The following is a 21,083-nucleotide window of genomic DNA, read 5'->3' on the forward strand; positions in this document are numbered from 1 at the left end:
GCTCGGCAGGCGTAACGTCGTTTCATGAGCGCAGACGGTTTCAGCGGCGGGCCGCCCCCAGGGGCGCGGCCCGATTGGACGATCGACCAGGGCTGGGAAGCCTATAGCCAGGCCGAGCACGACGTCTGGATCACCCTCTACGAACGCCAGGCCAAGGTGCTGCAAGGCCGCGCCTGCGACGAGTTCCTGCGCGGGCTCGACGCGCTGGACCTGCACCGCACCGGCATCCCCGACTTCAACCGTATCAACGAGGAACTCCAGCGCCTGACCGGCTGGAGCGTCGTGGCCGTGCCGGGCCTGGTGCCCGACGACGTGTTCTTCGACCACCTGGCCAATCGCCGCTTTCCGGCCGGCCAGTTCATCCGCAAGCCGCATGAGCTGGACTACCTGCAGGAGCCGGACGTCTTCCATGACGTCTTCGGCCACGTGCCGATGCTGACCGATCCGGTCTTCGCCGACTACATGCAGGCCTATGGCCAGGGCGGACAGCGGGCGCTTGGCCTGGGGCGGCTGGCCAATCTTGCGCGGCTCTACTGGTACACCGTCGAGTTCGGGCTGATGGCGACGCCGGCGGGGCTGCGCATCTATGGCGCGGGCATCGTCTCGTCGCGGACGGAGTCGATCTTCGCCCTCGAAGACCCCTCCCCCAACCGCATCGGCTTCGACCTGGAGCGGGTGATGCGCACGCCCTACCGCATCGACGACTTCCAGCAGGTCTATTTCGTCATCCCGTCGATCCAGACCTTGCAGGAAGTGACCCTGCGCGACTTCGCCGCGCTCTACGAGCGGCTGGCCGGCGCGCGCGACATCGGCATCGCCGAGATCGTCGGCGGCGACCAGGTGCTGACGCGAGGCAGCCAGGCCTATGCGAAGGCCGGCGGGCGGTTGGCTTCGGCTTAGCGCTTCACCGCCCAGAGCAGCTTCTCGACCTGCCCCTCGCCGCCGGCGATGGGGCTGTCGGCGTGCTCGCGCACCGTCCAGCCCGAAGCCTCCAGGAAGGCCGACACGCGCTCGACGCAGACGCCGATGATCTCGGGATCCTTGACCAGCCCCCCCTTGCCGACGTTCTCCCGGCCGGCCTCGAACTGCGGCTTGACCAGGGCGACGAGGTCCGAACCGGGCCGCGCAAGGGCCAGCGCCGCCGGCAGGGCCTTCTCCAGCGAGATGAAACTGACGTCGGTGACGACCAGGCCGACGCTGTCCGGCGCGTGCTCGGCGGTCAGGGCGCGGGCGTCGAGCGGCGACAGGTCTTCGACACGGGGATCGGCCTTGAGGCTCGCATGCAGCTGGTCGCGGCCGACATCGACGGCCAGGACGCGGACCGCGCCCTTCGACAGCAGCACCTCGGTGAAGCCTCCCGTCGACGCGCCCACATCAATGGCGATCCGCCCCTCGACGGCGACCGGCCAAAGCTCCAGGGCGCGGACCAGCTTCAGCGCGCCTCGGCCGACCCAGGGATGGGCGGCCTCGGCGACGATGTCGGCGGCCTCGTCTATGGCTTCCGAAGCCTTGGCCAGGACTTTGCCGTCGGCCGTGACACGGCCGGCCTCGATGGCGGCGCGGGCCTTGGCGCGGCTGTCGAACAGACCCTTCTCGACCAGCAGGATGTCGGCGCGTTTGCGGCTCATGCGAGGCTGATAGCAGACTCGCGCTTACGCCGCTTCGGCGTCGTTGGCGGCCAGACCCAGCCGCGCCGTGACGGCCTCCATCGGCGCGCCGCGCGGGACGACGACCCATTCTCGGGGCCTGGAGGCGTTGACCGCGACGACCGCGTCCTTCGGACAGACGTCGAAGCAGTCGACCTCGATCACCGCCAGCGGCGCCTTGCGGTCCTTGCCCTTGCCGCCGCCGGAGGCCTTGCGCAGGGCCTTGGCGAAGCTCTGCTCGCCGCCCTTGCCGAAACCGCCGTCCAGCTTGCGCGAGCACTTGCGGCAGACGAGGATCACCTCGTTCCAGTCGGCGCGCACGCGCTTGATCGGCCTATCGTTGCTGGAGCCTTTGCTCACCTTGAGCCTCGTTACGTTCGGACTGCCCAGCCCGAGGCTTGGACATGGGAAGTCGCCGCGCAAAGTGCTAGAGACGCCCGCTTCAACGCTTCGGAGGCCGCAATGGTCCGCAATCTCAAGGGCAAGCTCGCGCCGCCCGTCGCCGACCCGACCGCCGCCGAGGACCTGGCCTGGTTCGCCGCCAAGGCCGACCGCGCCTTCCGCCTGCGCGACCCGGCTCCGCTGGAATTCGGCCCGCTGGGCGATCCGGGCGACGGCTTCAGCTGGCGCGTGCTGGTGGCCCGCCTGCCCGACAGCGGCCGCCTGCGCCTGCCGATCTCGCTGGCCTGGGACCTGCACAACGACCACGCCAAGGACCAGCACCTGTCGATGCTGTTCGATCAGGTCGCCCCGGCCGAGGCCAAGGCGCTGCTGAAGAAGAAGGCGAACTAGGCCATGCGGGCGCTGCTGATCGCCTTCGGTCTCGCGGCGCTGGCGCCGGCCCAGGCGTCGGCGGCCGACTTCTATCTGACGGACAGCGGCGGCGGCCGCATTCGGGTCATCGACGTCGAGGCCCTGGTCGGCGACGGCGAAGGCGCCCGCCTGGGCGAGGTGCGCGGCTTCGGCGCGGCGGGGCCGACGACGGAAAAGGTCCGCTTCGACTGCCTGGCCGGGCTGTACGAGATCGTCTGGCGGCTGTCCGGACCGGCGGGCGGCCAAACGACGACGGGCTTTCCAGCGCGACGACCGAAGGCCGGCTCGCCCCAGGCCCTGGAGATGAGAATCGCCTGCGAGAGCGCCCGCCCCGCCGACCGCCGGCTGGGCGACAAGTCCGTCCAAGACCTGATCGCCCGCGCGGCTTCGGCCCACTGAGCGTCAGCCCTTGCGCATCCACGCCGCGACCGCCCAGGAGTGGGCGTCGTGGCGCAGGGCGACGACGGCGTCGCGAGGGTCGAGCCAGACCAGCTTGTGGTCGTCCTCGACCTTGAGCTCGGGGCGCTCGCCCACGGCCCTCACCGCGTAGATCCCGCCGTAATTGCGCACGGGCTCGCCGTCGGACTTTAGGAACGGCTGGGAGACGTCGACCACGCGCGCGCCGACCTCGACGACGAGGCCGGTCTCCTCCCCGAACTCACGGACCAGGGCCTCGCTCTCCGTCTCGTCGCCATCGACGGCGCCGCCCGGCAGGTCGAAGTAAGGCGCCTTGCCGGGCTTGGTCACTTCGACCAGGGCGATCCGCCCCTGCGTGTCCTCGGCGACGCCGAAGGCGGCGTGACGGTCCTTGTAGGCCAGGGACGCGTCGGGGGCGTAAAACGCGATCAAGGATGTCAGTCCTTGCCGAACAGGTCGTTCCACGGATCGGCCTTGCCGGACTCGACGTCGGCGACGCTGATCTCCGGACGGTAGCCGATCTTGCCGTTGGCGCTGGCCTTCCAGGCCATGGTCACGACGTCGCGCAGTTCGGCGGCGCCGGCGGCCAGGCGGGCGTCGACGAAGGCCTTGGCGCGCGGATCAGTCTCGACCATGCCGCCGGCCTTTTCCAGCTGGTACAGCGGCTCGGTCTGCTTCCAGGTCGTGGTCAGGTAGCCGACCATGCGGGCCTCGATGCTGCACTGGCAGTCGACCGGGGCCGGCATCAGCGCCTTGACCTCGTCGTCCTTGGCCACGGCCTTGACCAGCGGGCCTTCGAAGGCGCCGTGGGTGCCTTTGCTCTGGGTGTAGTTGTTGGGGTTCGGATAGTCGCCCCAGCCGTTGTAGTGCACGCTCATGTGCAGCGGCTGGCTGCCGTCGCCGACATAGTGGGCCCATACGCCCAGGTCGCGCAGCAGCAGTTCCTCGCGGCGCTTGAGGTCGGCGGCGTACCAGGCCTTCTTCTGGGCGTCGGTGGTCGCCTTCTCGGCCGCCACCAGGATGCGCCAGTAAGTGAAGTCCTTCACCAGCTGCTGATAGCCGTCGATGATGGCGTAGGGCAGGTAGCCGGCCTTCCAGCTGTCCTGGCCGGCGGCGCGCAGGGCGGTCTCGTAGTCGGCGCGGGTGGCCGGCAGGGTCTCGACCGTGAACTTCGGCCCGCCGAACATGCGGCCCTCGTCGTCGAGGTCGAGGAAGTGGGCGGCGTCGCGGTCGGTGTCATGCACCTTGCCCGAGCCCTTCCAGCGGTCCGGCTCGCGGGCGTATTCGCCGATGGCGGCCACGCCGTAGGGGCTGCGCACGAAGGCCGGCACGTCGTCCGGCAGGGTCGAGGCGCCGAGCACCCCGACCATGCGGTGGCCCGAGGCTCCCCAGGCCAGGGCCGACTGGGCGGGCGCGGCCAGGGCGGCGGCGAGGACGAGAATCTTGACGGTGGAAGACGGCGACGTCATGCGCGCTCCGAGGCGTTTCAATCGATGCCGAGAGCCGTCTCGACCCGGCCGACCCAGGCCTTGACGGCCGGATAGCGCGACAGATCGAAACCGCCCTCGTGGGCGACACGGGTGTAGGCCACCAGCGCGACGTCCGCCAGGGTCAGGCGGTCGCCGACCAGGAAACCGCTGCCGGAAAGGCCGTTTTCCAGGCGGGCCAGCGCCGCGTGGCCCCGCTCGACGATCTTTCCGTCCAGCGACTCGACCGGCTTGCCCATGTAGGCGACCTGGAACCTCGCCACCGCGACATAGGGCTCGTGGCTGTACTGCTCCCAGAACAGCCACTCGTACATCTTGGCCTTCAGATAGGGATCGGCCGGGATCAGCACCGAGTCCTCTGCCAGGTGCAGCATGATGGCGTTGGACTGGGCCAGGAAGCGGCCGTCCTCCAGCACCACGGCCGGCACCTGCCCGGCCGGGTTCATGGCCAGGAAGTCCTCCGTGCGCGACTCGCCCTTGAGGATATCGACCTCGATCCATTCGTAAGGGAGACGCAGCCGCTCGGCGGTCCACTTCACCTTCAGGCAGTTGCCCGACTTGCCGTCGCCGAAGATCCGCAGCGTCATTCCGTCGCCCTCCTCCACATTTCAAACGGCGCGCTAAACGATTGAATTTCCAACCGAGTTCCGAGCTTGACCAGAAGTTTTCATCCGATTCCGGCCCATTTGGGCGGTTTTAAGCGGGTTGTCACGGAGCCGTGATCGGCTTAAGGAGACCGCCGAACCGACAGATACGCCGATAAGAGGACAACCTCGATGCGACGCACGCTCGCCGGAATTTTGGCCTTCATGGCCATGTTCGCCGCCCTCCCCGCCGCCGCGGGTCCTGACTCCGAGCGCAAGGACCCCCTGGGCGAACTGATCGCCGGCGCCCTCACCGGCAGCCTGCCCGGCTCCATCGAATACAAGATGAAGGCCACGCTCTACCATGCCGGCGCCCGGGGCATCCGCGCCCTCGACAGCCTCGGCTGCAAGGTGGTGGCCATGCGCACCCTGGCCGTCGACACCAAGGTGATCCCGCGCCGCACCGTGGTCTTCATCAAGGAGACCGTCGGCCTGCCGATGCCCAACGGCGAGAAGCACGACGGCTACTGGTACGCCTCCGACATCGGCGGGGCGATCAAGGGCAACAAGATCGACATGTTCAGCGGCCAGGGCGCCGGCTCGATGAAGCCGCTGGCGGACCTGAACCTGGCCAATCTCTCGGTGACCAAGGTCGGCGAGTTCAAGGGCTGCCCGCCCGAATAGGCTTCGGCCTCCCCAAACAAAGTCTCAAGGACGCCGGCGCTTTCCGCGCCGGCTTTCGCTTGCGCGCCTGACGTGCAACGCCGCCCCGGTTAACCAAGCGCGTGATGTTCGCGCTGGCCTCGCACGCGGTTCTGCACCACTCTGGATAGCGCTCGACGACTCCCTTAAAGCTTAGCTTGCAGGCGTGGCATGGCATCGAGGCGATCCGAAAGTAATCAAGCGTCCTCGCCTTCGGTCCTGATAGCGGACGACGACGCCCTGCTTCGCGAGATCCTCGAGCACAAGCTCAGCATGGCCGGCTACGAGGTGAGCGTCTTCGAGGACGGCCGCGCCGTGCTGGAGGCGGCCCGCGCCGCCCGGCCGCAGGTCGTGGTGCTGGACGGCATGATGCCGATCATCGACGGCTTCGAGGTGCTGCGGCGCATGAAGGGCGACGACGCCCTGCGCGACATACCCGTGGTCATGCTGACGGCCCTGAAAGGCCGCAACGACATCGTCACCGCCCTCAACCTCGGCGCCGCCGACTACCTGCCCAAGCCGTTCGATCCGGACGAGTTGCTGGCCCGGCTGTTCCGCATCGCCCCGGTGGCTGCGTGATTGAGGCGATCCAGGAAGCCCAGCAAGCCCAGGCGGCCGATCCGGCCTATGCCGCGGCCGTGTCTGCGCGCCAGGCCGGACGCACGGGTGAAGCGATCGCAGCCTTCGATCTTCTGTCCAAACAACGTCCCAAGGACCCCGACGTCTGGCTGAACCTCGGCCTCGCACGGATGGCCGCCCAGCGCTACGCCGAGGCCGACCGGGCCTTCGAGACCACCCTCGCACTGGCGCCCGACTATCGCGACGCCCGCATCGCCTACGCCCGCTCGGCCCTGTTCGCGGGGCGTCCCGAACTGGCCAGGCGCCGGCTCGCGCCCCTGCTGGCCGGCGGATCCGACGACGCGGAGGCCCGCGGGCTCGACCAGCAGATTTCCGCCACCCTGGCCATGCCGGGGGAACCGAGCTGGCGGCTGGACGTCGCCTACGCCCGAAGCGAACTCAGCAAGGACCTGGGCCACTGGAGTTCGGCCACCCTCGCCCTCTCCCGCCGCCTCGATCCGCGCACGACGATCGGCGGCTCGATCGAGCACACCGAGCGGTTCGGCGTTTCCGACACCTATGGCGAGGTGCTGGCGGCGCGAACCTTCTCGCCCCGCTGGGACGGCTTCATCGCCGTCGGCGGCGCGCCGGACGCCGACTATCGGCCGGAGTTCACCGTGCGGGCCGGCGGCTCGGCCGGGCTGCGGACGACCGGAGCCTTCCGGGCGCGGCTGGGCCTGGACGGCGTCTGGTCGCGCTATGCTGTCGGCGAGGTCAAGAGCCTGCAGCCCTATCTGGTGCTGGCGGCCGGGCCGGTGTCGCTGACGGCCCGCTCGATCAACACCGAGGACGAGCGCGGCAAGCATCAGTCCGGCTACACCCTGAACGGCGAGTGGTCGGCGACCGAGCGCCTGCGCCTGCGGCTGGGCTGGGCCGACGCGCCCGAGAGCGCCGACGGCGCCACCGTGCCCGTCGAGGCGGTGTCGGCGGGGGTCGCCTTCGACCTTGCGCCGCGCTGGACGGTGCAGATCGCCGGCGCCCACGAAAAGCGCACGGCCTATGACCGCGACGAGATCGGCGTCGCCGTCACCCGACGGTTCTAGATGTCGTCGCTGACGCTGATCTGGGTCATCGCCCTCGTCCTGATCGCCGGGGCGCTGACCTGGATGAGCGCGCTGATCGTCGCGCGCCTGTTCAAGGAAGCCGGCGCGGCCGATCGCGCCGGCGACCGCCGGATCATCATCCAGGCCCTGTCCGGCCTGCTGCGCGGCCAGGTCGAGGCGGCGGACGAGCTGGGCCGGTTCCTGAGACGGCCCGAGGTGCTGGCCGAGGCCATACTCGACTTCCAGGGCATGATCCGCGGCGCCGACCAGGATCGCGCCATGGCCGCCCTGAAGCGCCTGGGCCTCGTCGCGGCGCTGGAAAAGCGCGCGACCCGCGGATCGCGCGACGAGCGCCTGACCAGCGTCGAGGCGCTGGCCGCCCTAGGCGGCGAGGAAGCCAAGGCCGCCCTGCGCCGCGCCATCGGCTCCAAGGACCCGAACGTGCGCATGGCCGCCGTGAAGGGCCTGGCGGCCGCCGGCGCCCCGCCCTCGGCCTCGCGCCTGCTCGACTATGCCGGCTCGGGCGAGCTGGCGCCGTCGCGGGTCTATGCCGAACTGATGCGCCAGGCGGTGGCGGCGCGGCCGGCCGACGGCCTGCTGGCGCTCGACCGCCAGGGCCTGACGCCGCTGATGCGGGCGCTGCTGCTCGACGCCCTGGGCCGATCGGGCGCCTACGAGGCGGTGCCGGCGCTGTCGGCGGCGGCGAGCGATCCCGACCTCGACGTGCGGACGGCGGCGGTGCGGGGTCTTGGCCGGCTGCAGCACCCCGCCGCCGCCGCGCCCCTGACCGCCGCGCTCACCGACGAGGCCTGGACCGTACGCTCGGCGGCGGCCGAGGCCGTCGGCGCCGCTGGGCTGGCCAAGCTCGCCGCCCCGATGGCCGCGCTGCTGGACGACCCGGAATGGTGGGTGCGTTTCCGCGCCGGCGACGCCCTGGGAAAGCTCGGCAAGACCGGCCGCGCCCTGCTGGAGGCCGCCGCGAGCGACGACACGCGCCCCGTGGCCCAGCGGGCGGCCGAGCGCGCCCTGGCGGAAGGCGCCTGACCATGTTGCCCGAACTGGAAGTCCTGGCCCTCGTGGTCGTCCGCTTCGCCGAGACCATCGCCTGGGCGGTGATCGCCACCGGCCTGCTGCAGAACGCGCTCTATCTCTATCAGCTGATCCTGGCGGCCCGCGCGCTGTCGCAGGCCCCGCCGGTCAACCAGGCCGCCCTGCTCTGGCGGCGCTACGCCGAGGCCGCCCCGCCGATCACCCTGATGGCCCCGGCCTACAACGAGGCCCTGACCATCGTCGAAAGCGTGCGCTCGCTGCTGGCCCTGCAATACCCCCACTTCGAGGTGGTGGTGGTCAACGACGGCTCCAAGGACGAGACGCTGCAGGTGCTGATCGACGCCTTCGAGCTGCATCCCGTCGAGCGCCACTACGACCTGGCCGCCTCGTGCCAGCGCATCCGCGGCCTCTACGCCGCCGCCAACCAGCCCCGCCTGCTGGTGGTCGACAAGGACAACGGCGGCAAGGCCGACGCCCTGAACGCTGCCATCAACCTGTCGCGCTCGCCGATCGTCTGCTCGATGGACGCCGACTCCCTGCTGGAGGTCGACGCCCTGCTGCGGGCGGTGGCGCCATTCGTCGAGGATCCCGACCGCACGGTGGCGGTGGGCGGCACGATCCGCATCGCCAACGGCTGCAAGATCTCGTTCGGGCGGGTGGTCGAGGTGGGGGTGCCCAAGAACCTGCTGGCCCGGCTGCAGACGGTCGAATATCTGCGCGCCTTCCTGATGGCGCGCCTGGCCTGGAGCCGCATCTCGGCCCTGACCATCATCTCCGGCGCCTTCGGCCTGTTCCGCCGCCAGGCCGTGCTCGACGTCGGCGGATACAGCCACGGCACGGTCGGCGAGGACATGGAGCTGGTGGTCAAGCTGCACAAGCACTACCGGCGCCTCGGCAAGCCCTATCGCGTGGCCTTCACGCCCGAGCCGGTGTGCTGGACCGAAGCGCCCGAGACCATGGCCGTGCTGTCCCGCCAGAGGGCGCGCTGGCATCGCGGGGCGCTGGAGACCTTCTTCCGGCACCGGGACATGATTCTGAACCCGCGCTACGGCCGCATCGGACTGATCGGTTTCGGCCACATCCTGGTGGTCGACGTGCTGGGGCCGCTGATCGAGATCTTCGGCTACGTGCTGATCCCGGCCTTCTGGCTGCTGGGCGTGCTGGACATCGACTATCTGTGGGCGCTGCTGGCGGTGACCTTCGGCTTCGGCATCGTCATCAGCGTCGGCGCCCTGGCGCTGGAAGAGACCGAGCTTCGGCGCTTTCCCAACGCCCGCAGCCTCGCCGTGCTGATGGGCGCGGCGATCCTGGAGAATTTCGGCTACCGCCAGATCAACAATTTCTGGCGGTTGCGCGGCACCTGGCAGTTCCTGACCGGCGCCCAGGGCTGGGGCAAGATGACCCGCAAGGGCTTCTCGTCGGAGACCTGAGCCTCAGATGTCGCCGCCGACGTTGGGGGCGACGCCCGGAGCGCGGGCGACGTGGATGCCGCACTCGGTCTTGTCCTGGCCTTGCCAGCGCCCGGCGCGGACGTCGGCGTTGGGGTCGTCCACCGGCTTGGTGCACGGCCAGCAACCGATCGAGGGGAAGCCCTGGGCGACCAGCGGGTGGGTCGGCAGCTGGTGCTCGGCGACATAGGCGTCGAGCTCGGCCTTGCTCCAGTTGGCCAGCGGGTTGAACTTCAGCTTTCCGTCGGCGTCCTCGACCACGGCCAGGCGCAGGCGGTCGCCGCCATGGAAGCGCTTGCGACCGGTGCACCAGGCCGAGAAGCCCTCGATGGCGCGATCCAGCGGCAGCACCTTGCGGATATGGCAGCAGGCGTCGGTGTCGGTGCGCCAGAGGTCCGACTTGGGATCGGTCACGGCCAGGTCGGCGAAGGCCGGGCGCAGGTCGCGCACGTCGGTCAGGCCGAGCCTGGCGGCCAGGCTCTTGCGATAGTCCAGGGTCTGGCCGAACAGCATGCCGGTGTCGAGGAACAGCACCGGGATGTCTTTCGAGACCTGCGCGGCCAGATGCAGCAGCACCGCCGACTCCGCGCCGAACGAACTGACCAGGGCCAGCTTGTCGCCGAAGGTCTCGTAGGCCTTGCGCAGGATGGTCAGCGGATGGGCGTCGCGCAGTTCGGCGTCCAGCCGCGCCGCCAGGGTCGGCGCGGCGTCGGTCTGGTCGTAGGCCATCAGAGAGCGCCTTCCTTGTGTTGCGCGCGCTCGTCCGCCGCGATCGGGCGGGCGTCGACGGCGCGCTGGTAGACGTGGCGGAAGCGATTGGCGGCCTTGGCCCAGGCCTCCGGCGTGGCGCCGTCGTTGGGTTCGAAGGCGTCGAAGCCGACCCGGACCATGAAGCCGGCCTGCTCCTGCAGCACGTCGCCCACGGCGCGGATCTCGCCCTGGTACTTGAAGCGCTCGCGCAGCAGGCGGGCCGAGGTGTAGGCGCGGCCGTCGCGGTACTTCGGGAAGGCCAGGGCCACCACCGACAGGCGCGGCAGGTCGTAGGCCAGGGCCTCGACCTCTTCGGCCGGCTCGATGCGCACGCCGACGCGGCGGCTGTTGGACGACAGCAGCGCGTCGCCCTCGGCCTGGAAGCGGGTCAGCGACAGGATGACGTCGCCGGCGTCCGGGATGGCGTCCTCGTCGGCGACGTTGACGAAGGTGTTTTCAGCCCATTGGGCCTGCTCGCCGGCGAGCTTAATCAGCTTGGGCATAGACCGCTTCCTTGAAGGGCTCGAGGCCGACGCGGCGATAGGTGTCGAGGAAGCGTTCCTCGCCTTGGCGCGCGGCCAGATAGGTGTCGACCAGGGTGTCGATGGCGGGAGCGACCTTGTCGGCCGGCAGGGCCGGGCCGAGGATCTTGCCGATGGTGGCGTCTTCCGCGCCCGAACCGCCGAGCGAGAGCTGGTAGAATTCCTCGCCCTTCTTGTCGACGCCCAGGATGCCGATGTGGGCCACGTGGTGGTGGCCGCAGGCGTTGATGCAGCCGCTGATCTTGATCTTCAGCTCGCCGATCGTCTCGGCCCGGTCAGGGTCGGCGAAGGTCTTGGCGATGTCCTGGGCGATCGGGATGGCGCGGGCGTTGGCGAGCGCGCAGTAGTCGAGGCCCGGGCAGGCGATGATGTCGCTGACTAGATCGATATTGGCCGTGGCCAGGCCGTTGGCCTCGAGGATGGCGTGCACCGCCGGCAGGTCGTCGAGCTTGATGTGCGGCAGGACGAGGTTCTGGGCGTGGGTCACGCGCAGGTCGTCCAGGCCGTAGCGCTCGGCGAGATCGGCCACGACGTCCAGCTGGTCGGCGGTGGCGTCGCCCGGCGTCTGGCCGATGGCCTTCAGCGAGACCTCGACGATGGCGTAGCCCGGCTTCTTGTGCGGCTTGACGTTGTTGCGCGCGAAGCGGGCCAGCGACGGGCTGGCGGCCTTGGCGGCCTCGAAGGCTTCCGAGCGGGCCGGCAGGGTCTCGAACGGCGTCTGGGCGAAGGCGCCGCGGATGCGGGCCAGTTCCACGTCGCCCACGTCAGCGCGCGACTGGTCGATCTTGGTCCACTCTTCCTCGACCTGGCGGCCGAACTCCTCGGCGCCGAGGGCGGCGACCAGGATCTTGATGCGGGCCTTGTAGATGTTGTCGCGGCGGCCGTGGCGGTTGTAGACGCGCAGGACGGCTTCCAGGTAGCTCAGCAGGCTCGAGGCCGGCAGGTGCTGCTTGATGGTCGGGCCGACATAGGGCGTGCGCCCCTGCCCGCCGCCGACGATCACCTCGAAGCCCAGCGAGCCGTCGCGGGCCCGGCGCAGGATCAGGCCGATGTCGTGCACCTTCACAGCCGCGCGGTCGGTCAGGGCGCCGGTGATGGCGATCTTGAACTTGCGCGGCAGGTAGCTGAATTCCGGGTGCAGGGTCGACCACTGGCGGATCACTTCGGACCACACGCGCGGATCGTCGATCTCCTCGGCGGTGGCGCCGGCATAGGGATCGGCCGTGGTGTTGCGAATGCAGTTGCCGCTGGTCTGGATGGCGTGCAGGTCGACCTCGGCCAGGGCGTCCAGGATGTCCGGCGCGTCCTTCAGCTTGATCCAGTTGAACTGGACGTTCTGACGCGTGGTCATGTGCCCGTAGCCCTTGTCGTAGGTGCGGGCGATCCAGGCCAGGCGGCGAGCCTGGCGGGCGTTGAGCGAGCCGTACGGAATGGCGACCCGCAGCATGTAGGCGTGGAGCTGCAGGTAGAGACCGTTCATCAGGCGCAGCGGCTTGAACTGGTCCTCGGTGAGGTCGCCGGCCAGGCGGCGGGCCACCTGATGACGGAACTCGTTGGAGCGGTCCGTCAGGAATTCACGGTCGATGACGTCGTACTGATACATAGGGTCGGCCTACTTGCGGCGGATCAGGTCGACGCGGCCCGTCGAGCGGGCGGCGCCGGAAGCGTGGCGGATGGCCTCGACGACGGCGCCGCCTTCAGCCTGCTTGCCGTGGAGAAGCTCGTTGGTCGGACCAAGCGCGCGGATGCGCTCGCGGTAGCTGACCGGGGCCAGGCCCAGACCTTCGACGGTGATCAGGTCGATCGGATAGGGATCGACGATCACGGTCGGGGCGGCCTTGCCGGCGGCGACGGCGGCCTCGACTTGCTCGCCTTGCGCATCGTCGAACAGCTGGGCGTCGCCGAAGCCGTCCACCCATGCGCCTTCCTTCCAGAAGACGACCTCCCCGTCGATCAGGCGATTGGCGGTCACGGCTTTCATTGGCCCGAACTCACGTTTTGAACTTCGAAGACGGCGGCGGTTGCGACGCTGCCGGGAACTTGCCCCGATATGGTGGGGATTTCAGCCATGGCCATGGCCTCGCCGACCATCAGCAGGGCCGGCCCTTTCAGCCCCTCGGCGGCCGTTGCGAGACCGGCCAAGGTGGTGAGGATGCGGCGCTCGTCCGAACGGCTGGCGTTCTCGACGACCAGGGCGGGCGTCGAGCCGGCGCGGCCGGCGGCGGTCAGGCGCTGGGCGATGAAGCCCGCGGTCGAGACGCCCATATAGACGACGACGGTCTGGTTTGGACGCGCCAGGGCGGTCCAGTCGAGGTCCGGCTCGCCGTGGGCGGCGTGGCCGGTGACGAAGGTGACCGCCTGGGCGCTGCCGCGATGGGTCAGGGGCGCGCCGGCGCCGGCGCTGGCGGCCAGGGCGGCGGTGACGCCGGGCACCACGGTGCAGTCGACGCCGGCCTCACGGCAGGCGGAAAGCTCCTCGCCGCCACGGCCGAACAGGAAGGGATCGCCGCCCTTCAGGCGCACGACCTCCAGGCCTTCACGGGCCAGAGCGACCAGCAGTTGGTTGATGTCGTCCTGGGGCAGGGTGTGGCGCGACTTGCGCTTAGCCACGTCGATGCGGCGGGCCTGGGGCGCAAGATCGAGGATCTCGGCCGAGACCAGGCCGTCGTGCACCAGCACGTCGGCGGCCTGCAGCGCCTTCAGCGCCTTGATCGTCAGCAGGTCGGGATCGCCGGGACCAGCGCCGACGAGGGTCACCCGTCCCGGAGCCGGCCGCACGCCCTCGCCGCCGCGCAGAGCGATCAGACGGGGTTCAGCCTTGCCATCCGAGGGCGACGCCATGCGCGATCCCAGGTCCTCTAAAAGCGTCCATGGACGCGCGAAAGCGGCGCGAGCCGATCGACCCTCGCCGTCCAAACCCAATGAAATACGGGGCGAACCCGAAAGCTCGCCCCGCTCTTGCCCGCCGACGAAAAGGGCCAATCCGTCAGCGAACGCTTGCAAACTGGGCGCGGGCAGGCCAATTCGCAAACAAGGACTTCTGCCGGGGCGTTCAGTAAAACTCATGGAACGACAGAACGAACGGCGCCGACTTCCGCCTCTCAACGCCCTGCGGGCTTTCGAGGCGGCGGCGCGCCATCTGAACTTCAGCCGCGCCGCCGACGAACTGTCGGTGACGCCCGGCGCCGTGAGCCAGCAGATCCAGAACCTGGAAGACTATGTCGGCGCGGCCCTGTTCAAGCGCACGCCCAAGGGCCTGCTGCTGACCGACGCGGCCCAGACCGCCCTGCCCGCCCTGCGCGAAGCTTTCGACCGTCTGGCCGAAGCCGCGTCCCTGCTGACCGCCGCCGTCGACGGCCGGCGCCTCACGCTGACCGCCGCTCCCTCCTTCGCCGCCAAGTGGCTGGTGCCGCGCCTGGGCAAGTTCGAGCAGGCCCAGCCGCAGGTCGACGTCTGGCTGTCGGCCGGCATGGAAGTGGTCGACTTCGCCGCCGGCGAGGTGGATCTGGCCATCCGCTACGGCTCGGGCCGCTATCCCGGCCTGGAAGTCATCCGCCTGCTCAACGAGACGGTCGTGCCCGTCGCCAGCCCCGAGCTGCTGGCCGAGACGCCGCTGGAAAGCCCCGAAGACCTGTCGCGACACATCCTGCTGCACGACGGCTCGCCCGACGCCGACGATTCGTGCCCCGACTGGGCGATGTGGCTGGCCGCGCGCGGCATCAAGGGCGTCGACGGCGCCCGCGGCCCGCGCTTCAACCAGTCGAGCCTAGTGATCGAGGCCGCCGCCAACGGCCGCGGCATCGCCCTGGCCAAGCGCACCCTGGCCCAGGCCGACCTGGACGCCGGACGGCTGGTGATCCCGTTCGACATCGCCACCTCGGTCGACTTCGCCTATTACGTCGTCCACCCCAAGGCCAAGGGCCGCCTGCCGCAGGTTAAGGCCTTCGTCGGCTGGCTTAAGGACGAGGCGGCCGCCCACGAAGCGGCCCTGCTGACCATCGACAACGGGGCCGGCATCTAGGTCGGGCATCTAGGCTGGAACAGCCCCGCCAAACCGGCTTAAAGGGGCTCATGATCAAGACGACTCTCAACGTCGACGAGCGCCTCGCGCCGGCCGACTGCCAGACCATGGTCGACGTGCGCCAGGGCGTCGACGCCCTGGACCGGGCCCTGGTGGCCCTGCTCGCCGAGCGCCAGGGCTACATGGACGCCGCCGCCCGCATCAAGACCGACCGCAGCAAGGTGTTCGACCGCGCCCGCATCGAGGACGTGGTCGACAAGGTGAAGGCCGCCGCGCGCGACGCCGGCCTGTCCGAAGCCATCGCCGAGCCGGTGTGGCGCACCCTGATCGATCGCTGCATCGCCTACGAGCACGACAGCTGGGACCGGACCAAGGGCGCCGCGTGACCAAGGAAGAGATCGACAAGCTGCTCGACGACATGGCCGCCGAGGCCGTGGCCAAGGGCGACGACGACCTGCGTCCGGGGCTGATCTACCTGAACGACAAGGCGTACGGCACGGAGCTGCGCACCGAGACCGTCTCGGCCAAGCGAGGCCAGCGCTATCGCGGCGTGCGGGTGTTCGTCTCGCGCAGCTACGATACCAAGGTCGTCACCCGCAAGGAGACGGCCGGCCTGGAGGTCGGCGAGTTCGAGGACCTGACGGAGTCGATTCCGAACCCGACATAGGCCCACGCTCCGGTCCGTCTTTCGGGCGGTCGTTCCGCGGCGCGCCGGCATCCGCCAGGAACAGCCCGACTGTGCGCCAGGTGATCGACATCAATCCAGCCCCGTCTTGCCCTGGGCCCAGTAGGCCTTGGTGAGGATTCGCCTGGGCTCGACCGCGCGCCGCTTCAGGCCGTGCCGCAGCCTCTGGACGGCCGCCGCCCTTCCCGTCAGGACGAAGGACGCGCCGACGCCGGCCAGCGACGAGAGCGCCTCGCCTATCGTGTCGAGATGGGCGTCGTCGGCAGCCTTCCTGAACAGCGCGGCCTTCGAAAGCCCCAACGTCTCCACGACGGCCTCCGCCTCGCCGAGGTCGTCGACCTCGAAGATGCAGGAGATGCTCCGTGCGGGATCCTGTGCGGCCAGGGCGAAGGCCAGGCCGATCGAGGTCTCGTCGCCGAACACCACCAGCGGCCCGGCCAGAGGCGCCGCGTTCAGCGAGGCCCGCGGTCCGAAGAGATCGCACTGCGCGCCGGGCGCGAGCGACCGCAGCCAGTCGCTGCCCGGCCCCTCGCCGTGCGCATAGCCCAGAATGCGCGCCCTGCCTTGCCCTGCGTCCCAGTCCATCGGCGTGTAGGTGCGCGCCACGAAGGCCGAGCCCATGGCGATCTGGATCTTCTGCCCCGGGATCCAGGAGACGCCCTTCAGGGCCGCGCCCTCCAGCGTGACGAGCCGGAAGTGGTCTCCGAGCGGCCGGCAGGCGGCGATCATGGCCGGCCGCATCATCAGGCGGATCAGGGCCTGGCCGAGACCGCCCGGCGTCGGATCCGTGCGTGCGTTGATCGACATGGTCGAGGCGCTCCTTCCTTCTCGAACGCGAAGCCGAACCGATCTCGACTTGCTTCCAGTGATCGGATAGCCAGAAGCAGCGATGGCGTCATTCCGAAGGATCGCCAGAATATTATCGAATTTCGCCACACCCTCGTCCGGAGCCGGCCGTGCCCATCATCAGCGACCTGACGGCCAAGGACGACTGGATCGAACCCGACGAGGTTCCCCGGCCGATCGTGGTGTTCGGCGCGATGATGGACGAGGTCGGCGGCATCGAGCTGGACCCTCACCGTCACCGGAAGGGTCAGATCATCCTGGTGCAGCGCGGCGCGCTGAGCTGCGAGGTCGAGGGCGGGCTTTGGGTCGTGCCGCCGCGAAGCGCCATCTGGATCCCCGGCGGCGCGCTGCACGCCATCAGGGCCAGCGGCGCGCTGGAAGGCTACAACGCCTTCATCGACCCGCAGATCGACGCGCGCCTGCCCAAGGCCTGCTGCGCGGTGTCGGTGACGCCGCTTCTGAGGGAGCTTCTGGCCCGGGCCGCGCACCTGCCCTATCTCTACGACGAGAGCGGGGCCAATTCTCGCCTGGTGTCGGTTCTGCTGGACGAGGTGGCCGCCGCCCATGTCGAGGACCTGCACCTGCCGATGCCCGCCGATCCGCGCCTGCGCAGGATCGTCGACGAGATGATGGCCGCGCCAGCGGCGCGAGGCAGCCTCGCCGCCTGGGCTAAGCGCGCCGGCATGAGCGAGCGCACCCTGATGCGCCTGATAGACCGCGAGACCGGCATGAGCTTCGGGCGCTGGCGCCAGCAGCTCTGCGTGGTGCTGGCCGTCAAATGGCTGGCGGCGGGCGCGTCGATCCAGAGCGTCGCCGCCGACCTCGGCTACGAGAGCACGCCCAGCTTCGTGACCATGTTCCGCAAGGCGCTGGGCGCCTCGCCCGGCCGCTACATGGCCGAACGCCACCCGGGGCGCGCCTAGAAGGCTAGCCCTTCAGCGAGCGCAGCGCCTGCTCGTGGACATAGGCGGCGATATCCAGCAGCACCGCATCCAAGGCGGTGATCACTTCGTCCAGACCGGCCTCGCCGGCCTCGGCGCGCTGGCAGACGTCGCCCAGCGCATTGGCCCCCACGCCGCGCGCCGCGCCCTTGACCGTATGGACCGCGTCGCGCCAGCCGGGATGGTCGGGCGACAGCATCGGGGTCCACAGCGCGGCCTGTTCGCGGAACAGGGCCAGGACCTCCTCGATCACCGTGGCGTCACCGGCCGCGAACCCTTCCAGATAGGCGAAATCCACGGCTCCGCTGATATCTCGCCTGGCCATCGAAAAAGTCCTTGCGCTCTCAAATTCATTGCGTATGTTCCGCGCCTCGCCGCCGGGACGCTTCAGCGCTTCGGAATCGCGAATGGGTGTATAGCTCAGTTGGTAGAGCAGCTGACTCTTAATCAGCGGGTCGTAGGTTCGAATCCTACTACACCCACCATTCTCCTCAAAACTTGATCTAGTAAAGAATTCCCCTCCTGGGGTCCCCTTGCTGCGTTCGCGCGTCTGGCTTCAGGTGCGACGAATATATCCACACCTAATGTTCTGAAGTGGATTGCACTTACCGCGCCTTGGCGTATGTATCGCGCCTCGCCGTCGGGGACGTGAAAGCGACTTCGAAACGCGAACGGGTGTATAGCTCAGTTGGTAGAGCAGCTGACTCTTAATCAGCGGGTCGTAGGTTCGAATCCTACTACACCCACCATTCTCTCTCAGAACTCATGATCTGAAACCGGATGGCCGCGCCAGACGGCCGCGAAAGCGGCCGGCGCCGAGGCTTCGCGCAGCCGCACGCTGTTTTGACCTGTCAGTGTCCGACAGTCGGGCGCCGCGCCTCCCGCCCCCTTGAACCGTCGTTTCGCGCCTAGCGTCGCCGATCCCTCTCATCGGATCCGCGCCATGACCGTCGCCAAGCCGCCCTCGCCCCGCCTGCCCCTGCTCGTCCACGCCGGCTATGGCGCGGGCCAGATCGCCGGCCAGGTGTTCCGCGACGCCCCCTCGCTGCTGCTGCTGTTCTTCATGACCAATGCGCTGGGCGTCGAGCCGGCGCTGGCCGGGGCGGCGATCTTCTTTCCCAAGCTGTTCTGGGGCCTGATCTCGGACCTGACGGTCGGCCTCGTCTCGGACCGCTGGAAGGCCCGGGTTCCGCGTCGCCTGTGGCTGCTGGTCGGGGCGCTGCTGGCGCCGGCGGCGCTGATCCTGCTGTTCCATGTGCCGGAAGGAACGCCGGCTCTGAAGGCCGGCTACGTGGCCGCCGCCTTCAGCGTCTACATGATCGTGTTCGGGGCCTTCTCGGTGCCTTACCTGGCGATCGGCACGGAGTTGTCCGACGATCCCAAGGAGCGCACGGTGGTCATGGCCTGGCGGATGGGCTTCTCGGCCATCGGCCTGCTGGTCGGCAGCGCCCTGGCGCCGGTGCTGGTGCAGACCTGGGGCGGCGGCCGGCCGGCCTATTCGCAGATGTCGCTGGTGCTGGCGGCGACCTGCTCGGTCAGCCTGCTGATCGCCTTCCTGGCTTCGCCGCGCCCCGTCGTGCAGGCGGCCGGCCAGCCGGCCATGCGGCTGAAGGCGATCCTCAGCGCCGTGGCCGATCCTACCTTCCGCCCGCTGCTGGGCGCCTATGTGCTGCAGCTGATCGGCTCGGGCCTGGGCTATGCGGCCATGGTCTACTTCCTCAGCTACAACATGGGCCGCGCGGACGCCCTGACCCAGATCGGCATGATCGTGCTGGTGATGAGCGCCGTGGTCATCGCCGCCCAGCCGCTGTGGATCAAGCTATCGACCGCCTTCGGCCGCAAGCGCGTCTACATCGCCGCCGCCCTCGGCCACGCCGTTGTCCAGGCCGCCTGGGGCGTGATGGCCGGCGCGCCGCTACCGGCGATCTACGCCGTGGTGGTGCTGTTCGCCCTGTTCAATTCGGGCTGGAGCCTGATGGGCTACAGCCTGCTGTCGGACGTCATCGCCAAGGACGAGGCCGAGCATGGCGAAAGCCGGGCTGGCGTGTTCTCGGCGCTGTGGACCGGCGCCGACAAGATCGGCTTCGCCCTGGGCGGCACCCTGCTGACGGGCCTCGTTCTGTCGGCCTTCGGCTTCTCCAGCGCCCTGGCGGTGACCGGCGCGGCCCAGCCGGGTTCGGCGCTGGTCGGCGTGGCCGTGGCGTTCGCCTATGCGCCGGCGGCCTTCAACCTGGCGGCGGCGGCGCTCTATGCGCGGTTCGGGAGGGCTTAGGCTCTCCGCGCCCCACCCAGCTCGTCATCCCGGCCGAAGCGAAGCGTAGAGCCGGGACCCAGGGGACCGGGCGCGACCGTCAGGCTAGCAAACGAAAAGGGGCCGACGCAATGCGCCGGCCCCTGGGTCCCGGATAAGCCCTGCGGGCTTTCCGGGATGACGTACTTATTGAAGGCGAGCGCCTCAGCCCACCTTCACCAGCGTCTTGCCGGCGTTGGCGCCCTTCATCAGGCGCTCGAACTGGGCCGGGGCCGACTCGATGCCCTCGCCCAGGTCCTCGACCTGCACCAGGCGGCCTTCCTTGAGCCAGGGCTCGGCGGTCTTCACCCACTCGTTCCAGCGCGGATAGAAGTCGTAGACCACCAGGCCCATGACCGCGGCGCGCTTGCCGACGATGGGACCCAGGCCGAACTGCGGCGGCGGGCCGTCGGCGTGGTAGTGGGCCGACAGCCCGCAGATCACCACGCGGCCGTAGGTCTTCAGCAGGCCGAACACCGGATTGAGGATCGGCAGGCCGACGTTCTCGAAGTGAACGGTGGGGCCGCCGTCGGTCAGGGCCTTCAGTTCGTCGACCCAGCCTTCGTTGCGGTAGTCGACGGCGCCGTCGAAGCCGTAGCGCTCGACCACCTGGGCGACCTTGTCGGCCCCGCCGGCGATGCCGACGGCCTTGGCGCCGAGGATCTTGGCAATCTGGCCGGCCGTGCCGCCGACGCTGCCGGCGGCCGCGTCGACCGTGAAGACGTCGCCCGCGCCCACCTTGGCCAGCTGGGTGACGCCGGCCCAGGCGGTCAGGCCCGGCATGCCCAGCACGCCCAGGTGATTGGAGACGCCCAGAGAGGCGTCGACCTTACGGGCGAACTTAGCGTCCATCAGGCCGATCTGCGCCCAGCCGGCGTCGCCGACCACGTGGTCGCCCGGCGCGAAGTCCGGATGGCCCGAGGCGATGACCTCGGCGACCGACGAACCCGGCAGGGTCTCGCCCGGCGCCGGGCGCGGCTCGCCCATGTGCCGGCCGCGGAAGCGCGAGCCGAGATAGGGGTCGAGCGACAGGTAGAGCACCCGCACCAGCAGCTGGCCGGCCGGGGCTTCGGTCGGCGCGGCGCGCTCGATCACCTCGAAATCGGCGGCGACGGGCACGTCCTCGATCGTGCGCTTGAGGACGACTTCCAGGGTCTTGCTCATGGTCGGCTTTCGCTCCAGCGGGCGCCGCCTGTCGGA

The 21,083-nt window shown here is 69.6% G+C and carries 26 protein-coding genes and 2 tRNA genes; 15 read left to right on the forward strand and 13 right to left on the reverse strand.

Annotation, left to right across the window (positions count from 1 at the left end):
• The first annotated feature begins 24 nt into the window (after window positions 1-24).
• The gene (gene phhA / locus AC07N1_RS04330; RefSeq protein WP_494670686.1) at window positions 25-900 is read left to right on the forward strand and encodes a phenylalanine 4-monooxygenase; all 876 of its coding nucleotides are present in this window, start codon (window positions 25-27) and stop codon (window positions 898-900) included.
• Here phhA and AC07N1_RS04335 read toward each other — a convergent pair.
• Together AC07N1_RS04335 and AC07N1_RS04340 are read right to left on the reverse strand one after the other, a co-directional pair.
• The gene (locus tag AC07N1_RS04335; protein ID WP_494670687.1) at window positions 897-1,628 is read right to left on the reverse strand and encodes a TlyA family RNA methyltransferase; all 732 of its coding nucleotides are present in this window, start codon (window positions 1,626-1,628) and stop codon (window positions 897-899) included. The genes phhA and AC07N1_RS04335 overlap by 4 nt on opposite strands.
• 24 nt (window positions 1,629-1,652) lie before the next feature.
• On the reverse strand, window positions 1,653-2,006 hold the full coding sequence (locus AC07N1_RS04340; protein ID WP_494670688.1) for a (2Fe-2S) ferredoxin domain-containing protein: 354 nt from the start codon (window positions 2,004-2,006) through the stop codon (window positions 1,653-1,655).
• 102 nt (window positions 2,007-2,108) lie between these two features.
• Here AC07N1_RS04340 and AC07N1_RS04345 point away from each other — a divergent pair, with 102 nt between their 5' ends.
• Both AC07N1_RS04345 and AC07N1_RS04350 read left to right on the forward strand, forming a co-directional pair.
• Window positions 2,109-2,438 (forward strand): hypothetical protein, encoded by a 330-nt coding sequence (locus AC07N1_RS04345; RefSeq protein WP_494670689.1) that lies wholly within the window; start codon window positions 2,109-2,111, stop codon window positions 2,436-2,438.
• A gap of 3 nt (window positions 2,439-2,441) precedes the next feature.
• Complete coding sequence (locus AC07N1_RS04350) at window positions 2,442-2,858, forward strand: hypothetical protein (protein ID WP_494670690.1); 417 nt, start codon at window positions 2,442-2,444, stop codon at window positions 2,856-2,858.
• Window positions 2,859-2,861: 3 nt separating this feature from the next.
• Here AC07N1_RS04350 and AC07N1_RS04355 read toward each other — a convergent pair whose 3' ends face one another.
• The 3 genes from AC07N1_RS04355 to AC07N1_RS04365 are packed head-to-tail and all read right to left on the reverse strand — an operon-like array spanning window position 2,862 to window position 4,950.
• A complete protein-coding gene (locus AC07N1_RS04355) occupies window positions 2,862-3,308 on the reverse strand; it encodes an NUDIX domain-containing protein (RefSeq protein WP_494670691.1) in 447 nt (148 codons plus the stop codon).
• 5 nt (window positions 3,309-3,313) lie between these two features.
• A complete protein-coding gene (locus tag AC07N1_RS04360) occupies window positions 3,314-4,345 on the reverse strand; it encodes a phospholipase C/P1 nuclease family protein (protein ID WP_494670692.1) in 1,032 nt (343 codons plus the stop codon).
• Between the two features lie 17 nt (window positions 4,346-4,362).
• Window positions 4,363-4,950 carry a glutathione S-transferase family protein gene (locus AC07N1_RS04365; RefSeq protein WP_494670693.1) on the reverse strand — a complete coding sequence of 196 codons (588 nt, stop codon included), beginning with the start codon at window positions 4,948-4,950 and terminating at the stop codon, window positions 4,363-4,365.
• 189 nt (window positions 4,951-5,139) lie between these two features.
• Here AC07N1_RS04365 and AC07N1_RS04370 point away from each other — a divergent pair, with 189 nt between their 5' ends.
• From AC07N1_RS04370 to AC07N1_RS04390, 5 genes are all read left to right on the forward strand, one after another.
• The gene (locus tag AC07N1_RS04370) at window positions 5,140-5,631 is read left to right on the forward strand and encodes a 3D domain-containing protein (protein WP_492856147.1); all 492 of its coding nucleotides are present in this window, start codon (window positions 5,140-5,142) and stop codon (window positions 5,629-5,631) included.
• 189 nt (window positions 5,632-5,820) lie between these two features.
• The gene (locus AC07N1_RS04375; RefSeq protein ID WP_494670694.1) at window positions 5,821-6,228 is read left to right on the forward strand and encodes a response regulator transcription factor; all 408 of its coding nucleotides are present in this window, start codon (window positions 5,821-5,823) and stop codon (window positions 6,226-6,228) included.
• Window positions 6,225-7,310: a YaiO family outer membrane beta-barrel protein gene (locus AC07N1_RS04380; protein ID WP_494670695.1), complete on the forward strand. Its 1,086-nt coding sequence runs from the start codon at window positions 6,225-6,227 to the stop codon at window positions 7,308-7,310. Before AC07N1_RS04375 ends, AC07N1_RS04380 begins: the two co-directional genes overlap by 4 nt.
• Complete coding sequence (locus tag AC07N1_RS04385) at window positions 7,311-8,354, forward strand: HEAT repeat domain-containing protein (RefSeq protein WP_494670696.1); 1,044 nt, start codon at window positions 7,311-7,313, stop codon at window positions 8,352-8,354. It abuts the gene before it with no gap.
• A gap of 2 nt (window positions 8,355-8,356) precedes the next feature.
• Window positions 8,357-9,790: a glycosyltransferase family 2 protein gene (locus tag AC07N1_RS04390; RefSeq protein WP_494670697.1), complete on the forward strand. Its 1,434-nt coding sequence runs from the start codon at window positions 8,357-8,359 to the stop codon at window positions 9,788-9,790.
• 3 nt (window positions 9,791-9,793) lie between these two features.
• On the opposite strand, the gene AC07N1_RS04395 is transcribed toward AC07N1_RS04390, so the two are convergent.
• From AC07N1_RS04395 to cobA, 5 genes are read right to left on the reverse strand one after another with little or no spacing between them, the layout of a single operon-like run.
• Complete coding sequence (locus AC07N1_RS04395; RefSeq protein WP_494670698.1) at window positions 9,794-10,537, reverse strand: phosphoadenylyl-sulfate reductase; 744 nt, start codon at window positions 10,535-10,537, stop codon at window positions 9,794-9,796.
• The gene (locus tag AC07N1_RS04400) at window positions 10,537-11,061 is read right to left on the reverse strand and encodes a DUF934 domain-containing protein (RefSeq protein WP_494670699.1); all 525 of its coding nucleotides are present in this window, start codon (window positions 11,059-11,061) and stop codon (window positions 10,537-10,539) included. Before AC07N1_RS04400 ends, AC07N1_RS04395 begins: the two co-directional genes overlap by 1 nt.
• Entirely contained in the window at window positions 11,045-12,703 is a 1,659-nt protein-coding gene (locus AC07N1_RS04405) for a nitrite/sulfite reductase (RefSeq protein ID WP_494670700.1), read from the reverse strand. Before AC07N1_RS04405 ends, AC07N1_RS04400 begins: the two co-directional genes overlap by 17 nt.
• Window positions 12,704-12,712: 9 nt before the next feature.
• Window positions 12,713-13,081, reverse strand: coding sequence for a DUF2849 domain-containing protein (locus tag AC07N1_RS04410; RefSeq protein ID WP_494595535.1), 369 nt, complete (start codon window positions 13,079-13,081; stop codon window positions 12,713-12,715).
• On the reverse strand, window positions 13,078-13,941 hold the full coding sequence (cobA, locus tag AC07N1_RS04415; RefSeq protein ID WP_494670701.1) for a uroporphyrinogen-III C-methyltransferase: 864 nt from the start codon (window positions 13,939-13,941) through the stop codon (window positions 13,078-13,080). Before cobA ends, AC07N1_RS04410 begins: the two co-directional genes overlap by 4 nt.
• A gap of 223 nt (window positions 13,942-14,164) precedes the next feature.
• On the opposite strand from cobA, the gene gcvA reads away from it, so the two are divergent.
• From gcvA to AC07N1_RS04430, 3 genes are read left to right on the forward strand one after another with little or no spacing between them, the layout of a single operon-like run.
• Window positions 14,165-15,121: a transcriptional regulator GcvA gene (gene gcvA / locus AC07N1_RS04420; protein ID WP_110120251.1), complete on the forward strand. Its 957-nt coding sequence runs from the start codon at window positions 14,165-14,167 to the stop codon at window positions 15,119-15,121.
• 50 nt (window positions 15,122-15,171) lie between these two features.
• Window positions 15,172-15,507 (forward strand): chorismate mutase, encoded by a 336-nt coding sequence (locus tag AC07N1_RS04425; protein WP_492856157.1) that lies wholly within the window; start codon window positions 15,172-15,174, stop codon window positions 15,505-15,507.
• A complete protein-coding gene (locus AC07N1_RS04430; RefSeq protein ID WP_494670702.1) occupies window positions 15,504-15,788 on the forward strand; it encodes a hypothetical protein in 285 nt (94 codons plus the stop codon). Before AC07N1_RS04425 ends, AC07N1_RS04430 begins: the two co-directional genes overlap by 4 nt.
• Window positions 15,789-15,878: 90 nt before the next feature.
• On the opposite strand, the gene AC07N1_RS04435 is transcribed toward AC07N1_RS04430, so the two are convergent.
• Entirely contained in the window at window positions 15,879-16,613 is a 735-nt protein-coding gene (locus AC07N1_RS04435; RefSeq protein ID WP_494670703.1) for a siderophore-interacting protein, read from the reverse strand.
• Window positions 16,614-16,762: 149 nt separating this feature from the next.
• Between AC07N1_RS04435 and AC07N1_RS04440 the strand changes: the two genes are divergently transcribed.
• Window positions 16,763-17,575 (forward strand): AraC family transcriptional regulator, encoded by an 813-nt coding sequence (locus tag AC07N1_RS04440; protein ID WP_494670704.1) that lies wholly within the window; start codon window positions 16,763-16,765, stop codon window positions 17,573-17,575.
• Window positions 17,576-17,579: 4 nt separating this feature from the next.
• Here the strand turns inward: AC07N1_RS04440 and AC07N1_RS04445 are convergent, their stop codons facing one another.
• Entirely contained in the window at window positions 17,580-17,918 is a 339-nt protein-coding gene (locus AC07N1_RS04445) for an Hpt domain-containing protein (RefSeq protein WP_487289511.1), read from the reverse strand.
• Window positions 17,919-18,002: 84 nt separating this feature from the next.
• On the opposite strand from AC07N1_RS04445, the gene AC07N1_RS04450 reads away from it, so the two are divergent.
• From AC07N1_RS04450 to AC07N1_RS04460, 3 genes are all read left to right on the forward strand, one after another.
• Window positions 18,003-18,078, forward strand: a tRNA-Lys gene (locus AC07N1_RS04450).
• 188 nt (window positions 18,079-18,266) lie between these two features.
• Window positions 18,267-18,342: transfer RNA gene (locus tag AC07N1_RS04455), tRNA-Lys, on the forward strand.
• A gap of 194 nt (window positions 18,343-18,536) precedes the next feature.
• Complete coding sequence (locus tag AC07N1_RS04460; protein WP_494670705.1) at window positions 18,537-19,865, forward strand: MFS transporter; 1,329 nt, start codon at window positions 18,537-18,539, stop codon at window positions 19,863-19,865.
• A gap of 183 nt (window positions 19,866-20,048) precedes the next feature.
• On the opposite strand, the gene AC07N1_RS04465 is transcribed toward AC07N1_RS04460, so the two are convergent.
• Window positions 20,049-21,047 carry a zinc-binding dehydrogenase gene (locus AC07N1_RS04465; RefSeq protein WP_494670706.1) on the reverse strand — a complete coding sequence of 333 codons (999 nt, stop codon included), beginning with the start codon at window positions 21,045-21,047 and terminating at the stop codon, window positions 20,049-20,051.
• Window positions 21,048-21,083: the final 36 nt, after the last annotated feature.

The organism is Caulobacter sp. GW821-FHT09B11 (assembly GCF_059418205.1).

Coding starts and splice junctions, on each gene's coding strand:
- AC07N1_RS04410 (WP_494595535.1), bottom strand. CDS start 13,081: ATGAAAGCCGTGACCGCCAATCGCCTGATCGACGGGGAGGTCGTCTTC.
- AC07N1_RS04405 (WP_494670700.1), bottom strand. CDS start 12,703: ATGTATCAGTACGACGTCATCGACCGTGAATTCCTGACGGACCGCTCC.
- AC07N1_RS04400 (WP_494670699.1), bottom strand. CDS start 11,061: ATGCCCAAGCTGATTAAGCTCGCCGGCGAGCAGGCCCAATGGGCTGAA.
- AC07N1_RS04460 (WP_494670705.1), top strand. CDS start 18,537: ATGACCGTCGCCAAGCCGCCCTCGCCCCGCCTGCCCCTGCTCGTCCAC.
- AC07N1_RS04375 (WP_494670694.1), top strand. CDS start 5,821: ATGGCATCGAGGCGATCCGAAAGTAATCAAGCGTCCTCGCCTTCGGTC.
- AC07N1_RS04365 (WP_494670693.1), bottom strand. CDS start 4,950: ATGACGCTGCGGATCTTCGGCGACGGCAAGTCGGGCAACTGCCTGAAG.
- AC07N1_RS04445 (WP_487289511.1), bottom strand. CDS start 17,918: ATGGCCAGGCGAGATATCAGCGGAGCCGTGGATTTCGCCTATCTGGAA.
- phhA (WP_494670686.1), top strand. CDS start 25: ATGAGCGCAGACGGTTTCAGCGGCGGGCCGCCCCCAGGGGCGCGGCCC.
- gcvA (WP_110120251.1), top strand. CDS start 14,165: ATGGAACGACAGAACGAACGGCGCCGACTTCCGCCTCTCAACGCCCTG.
- AC07N1_RS04345 (WP_494670689.1), top strand. CDS start 2,109: ATGGTCCGCAATCTCAAGGGCAAGCTCGCGCCGCCCGTCGCCGACCCG.
- cobA (WP_494670701.1), bottom strand. CDS start 13,941: ATGGCGTCGCCCTCGGATGGCAAGGCTGAACCCCGTCTGATCGCTCTG.
- AC07N1_RS04435 (WP_494670703.1), bottom strand. CDS start 16,613: ATGTCGATCAACGCACGCACGGATCCGACGCCGGGCGGTCTCGGCCAG.
- AC07N1_RS04350 (WP_494670690.1), top strand. CDS start 2,442: ATGCGGGCGCTGCTGATCGCCTTCGGTCTCGCGGCGCTGGCGCCGGCC.
- AC07N1_RS04370 (WP_492856147.1), top strand. CDS start 5,140: ATGCGACGCACGCTCGCCGGAATTTTGGCCTTCATGGCCATGTTCGCC.
- AC07N1_RS04360 (WP_494670692.1), bottom strand. CDS start 4,345: ATGACGTCGCCGTCTTCCACCGTCAAGATTCTCGTCCTCGCCGCCGCC.
- AC07N1_RS04465 (WP_494670706.1), bottom strand. CDS start 21,047: ATGAGCAAGACCCTGGAAGTCGTCCTCAAGCGCACGATCGAGGACGTG.
- AC07N1_RS04335 (WP_494670687.1), bottom strand. CDS start 1,628: ATGAGCCGCAAACGCGCCGACATCCTGCTGGTCGAGAAGGGTCTGTTC.
- AC07N1_RS04395 (WP_494670698.1), bottom strand. CDS start 10,537: ATGGCCTACGACCAGACCGACGCCGCGCCGACCCTGGCGGCGCGGCTG.
- AC07N1_RS04390 (WP_494670697.1), top strand. CDS start 8,357: ATGTTGCCCGAACTGGAAGTCCTGGCCCTCGTGGTCGTCCGCTTCGCC.
- AC07N1_RS04425 (WP_492856157.1), top strand. CDS start 15,172: ATGATCAAGACGACTCTCAACGTCGACGAGCGCCTCGCGCCGGCCGAC.
- AC07N1_RS04385 (WP_494670696.1), top strand. CDS start 7,311: ATGTCGTCGCTGACGCTGATCTGGGTCATCGCCCTCGTCCTGATCGCC.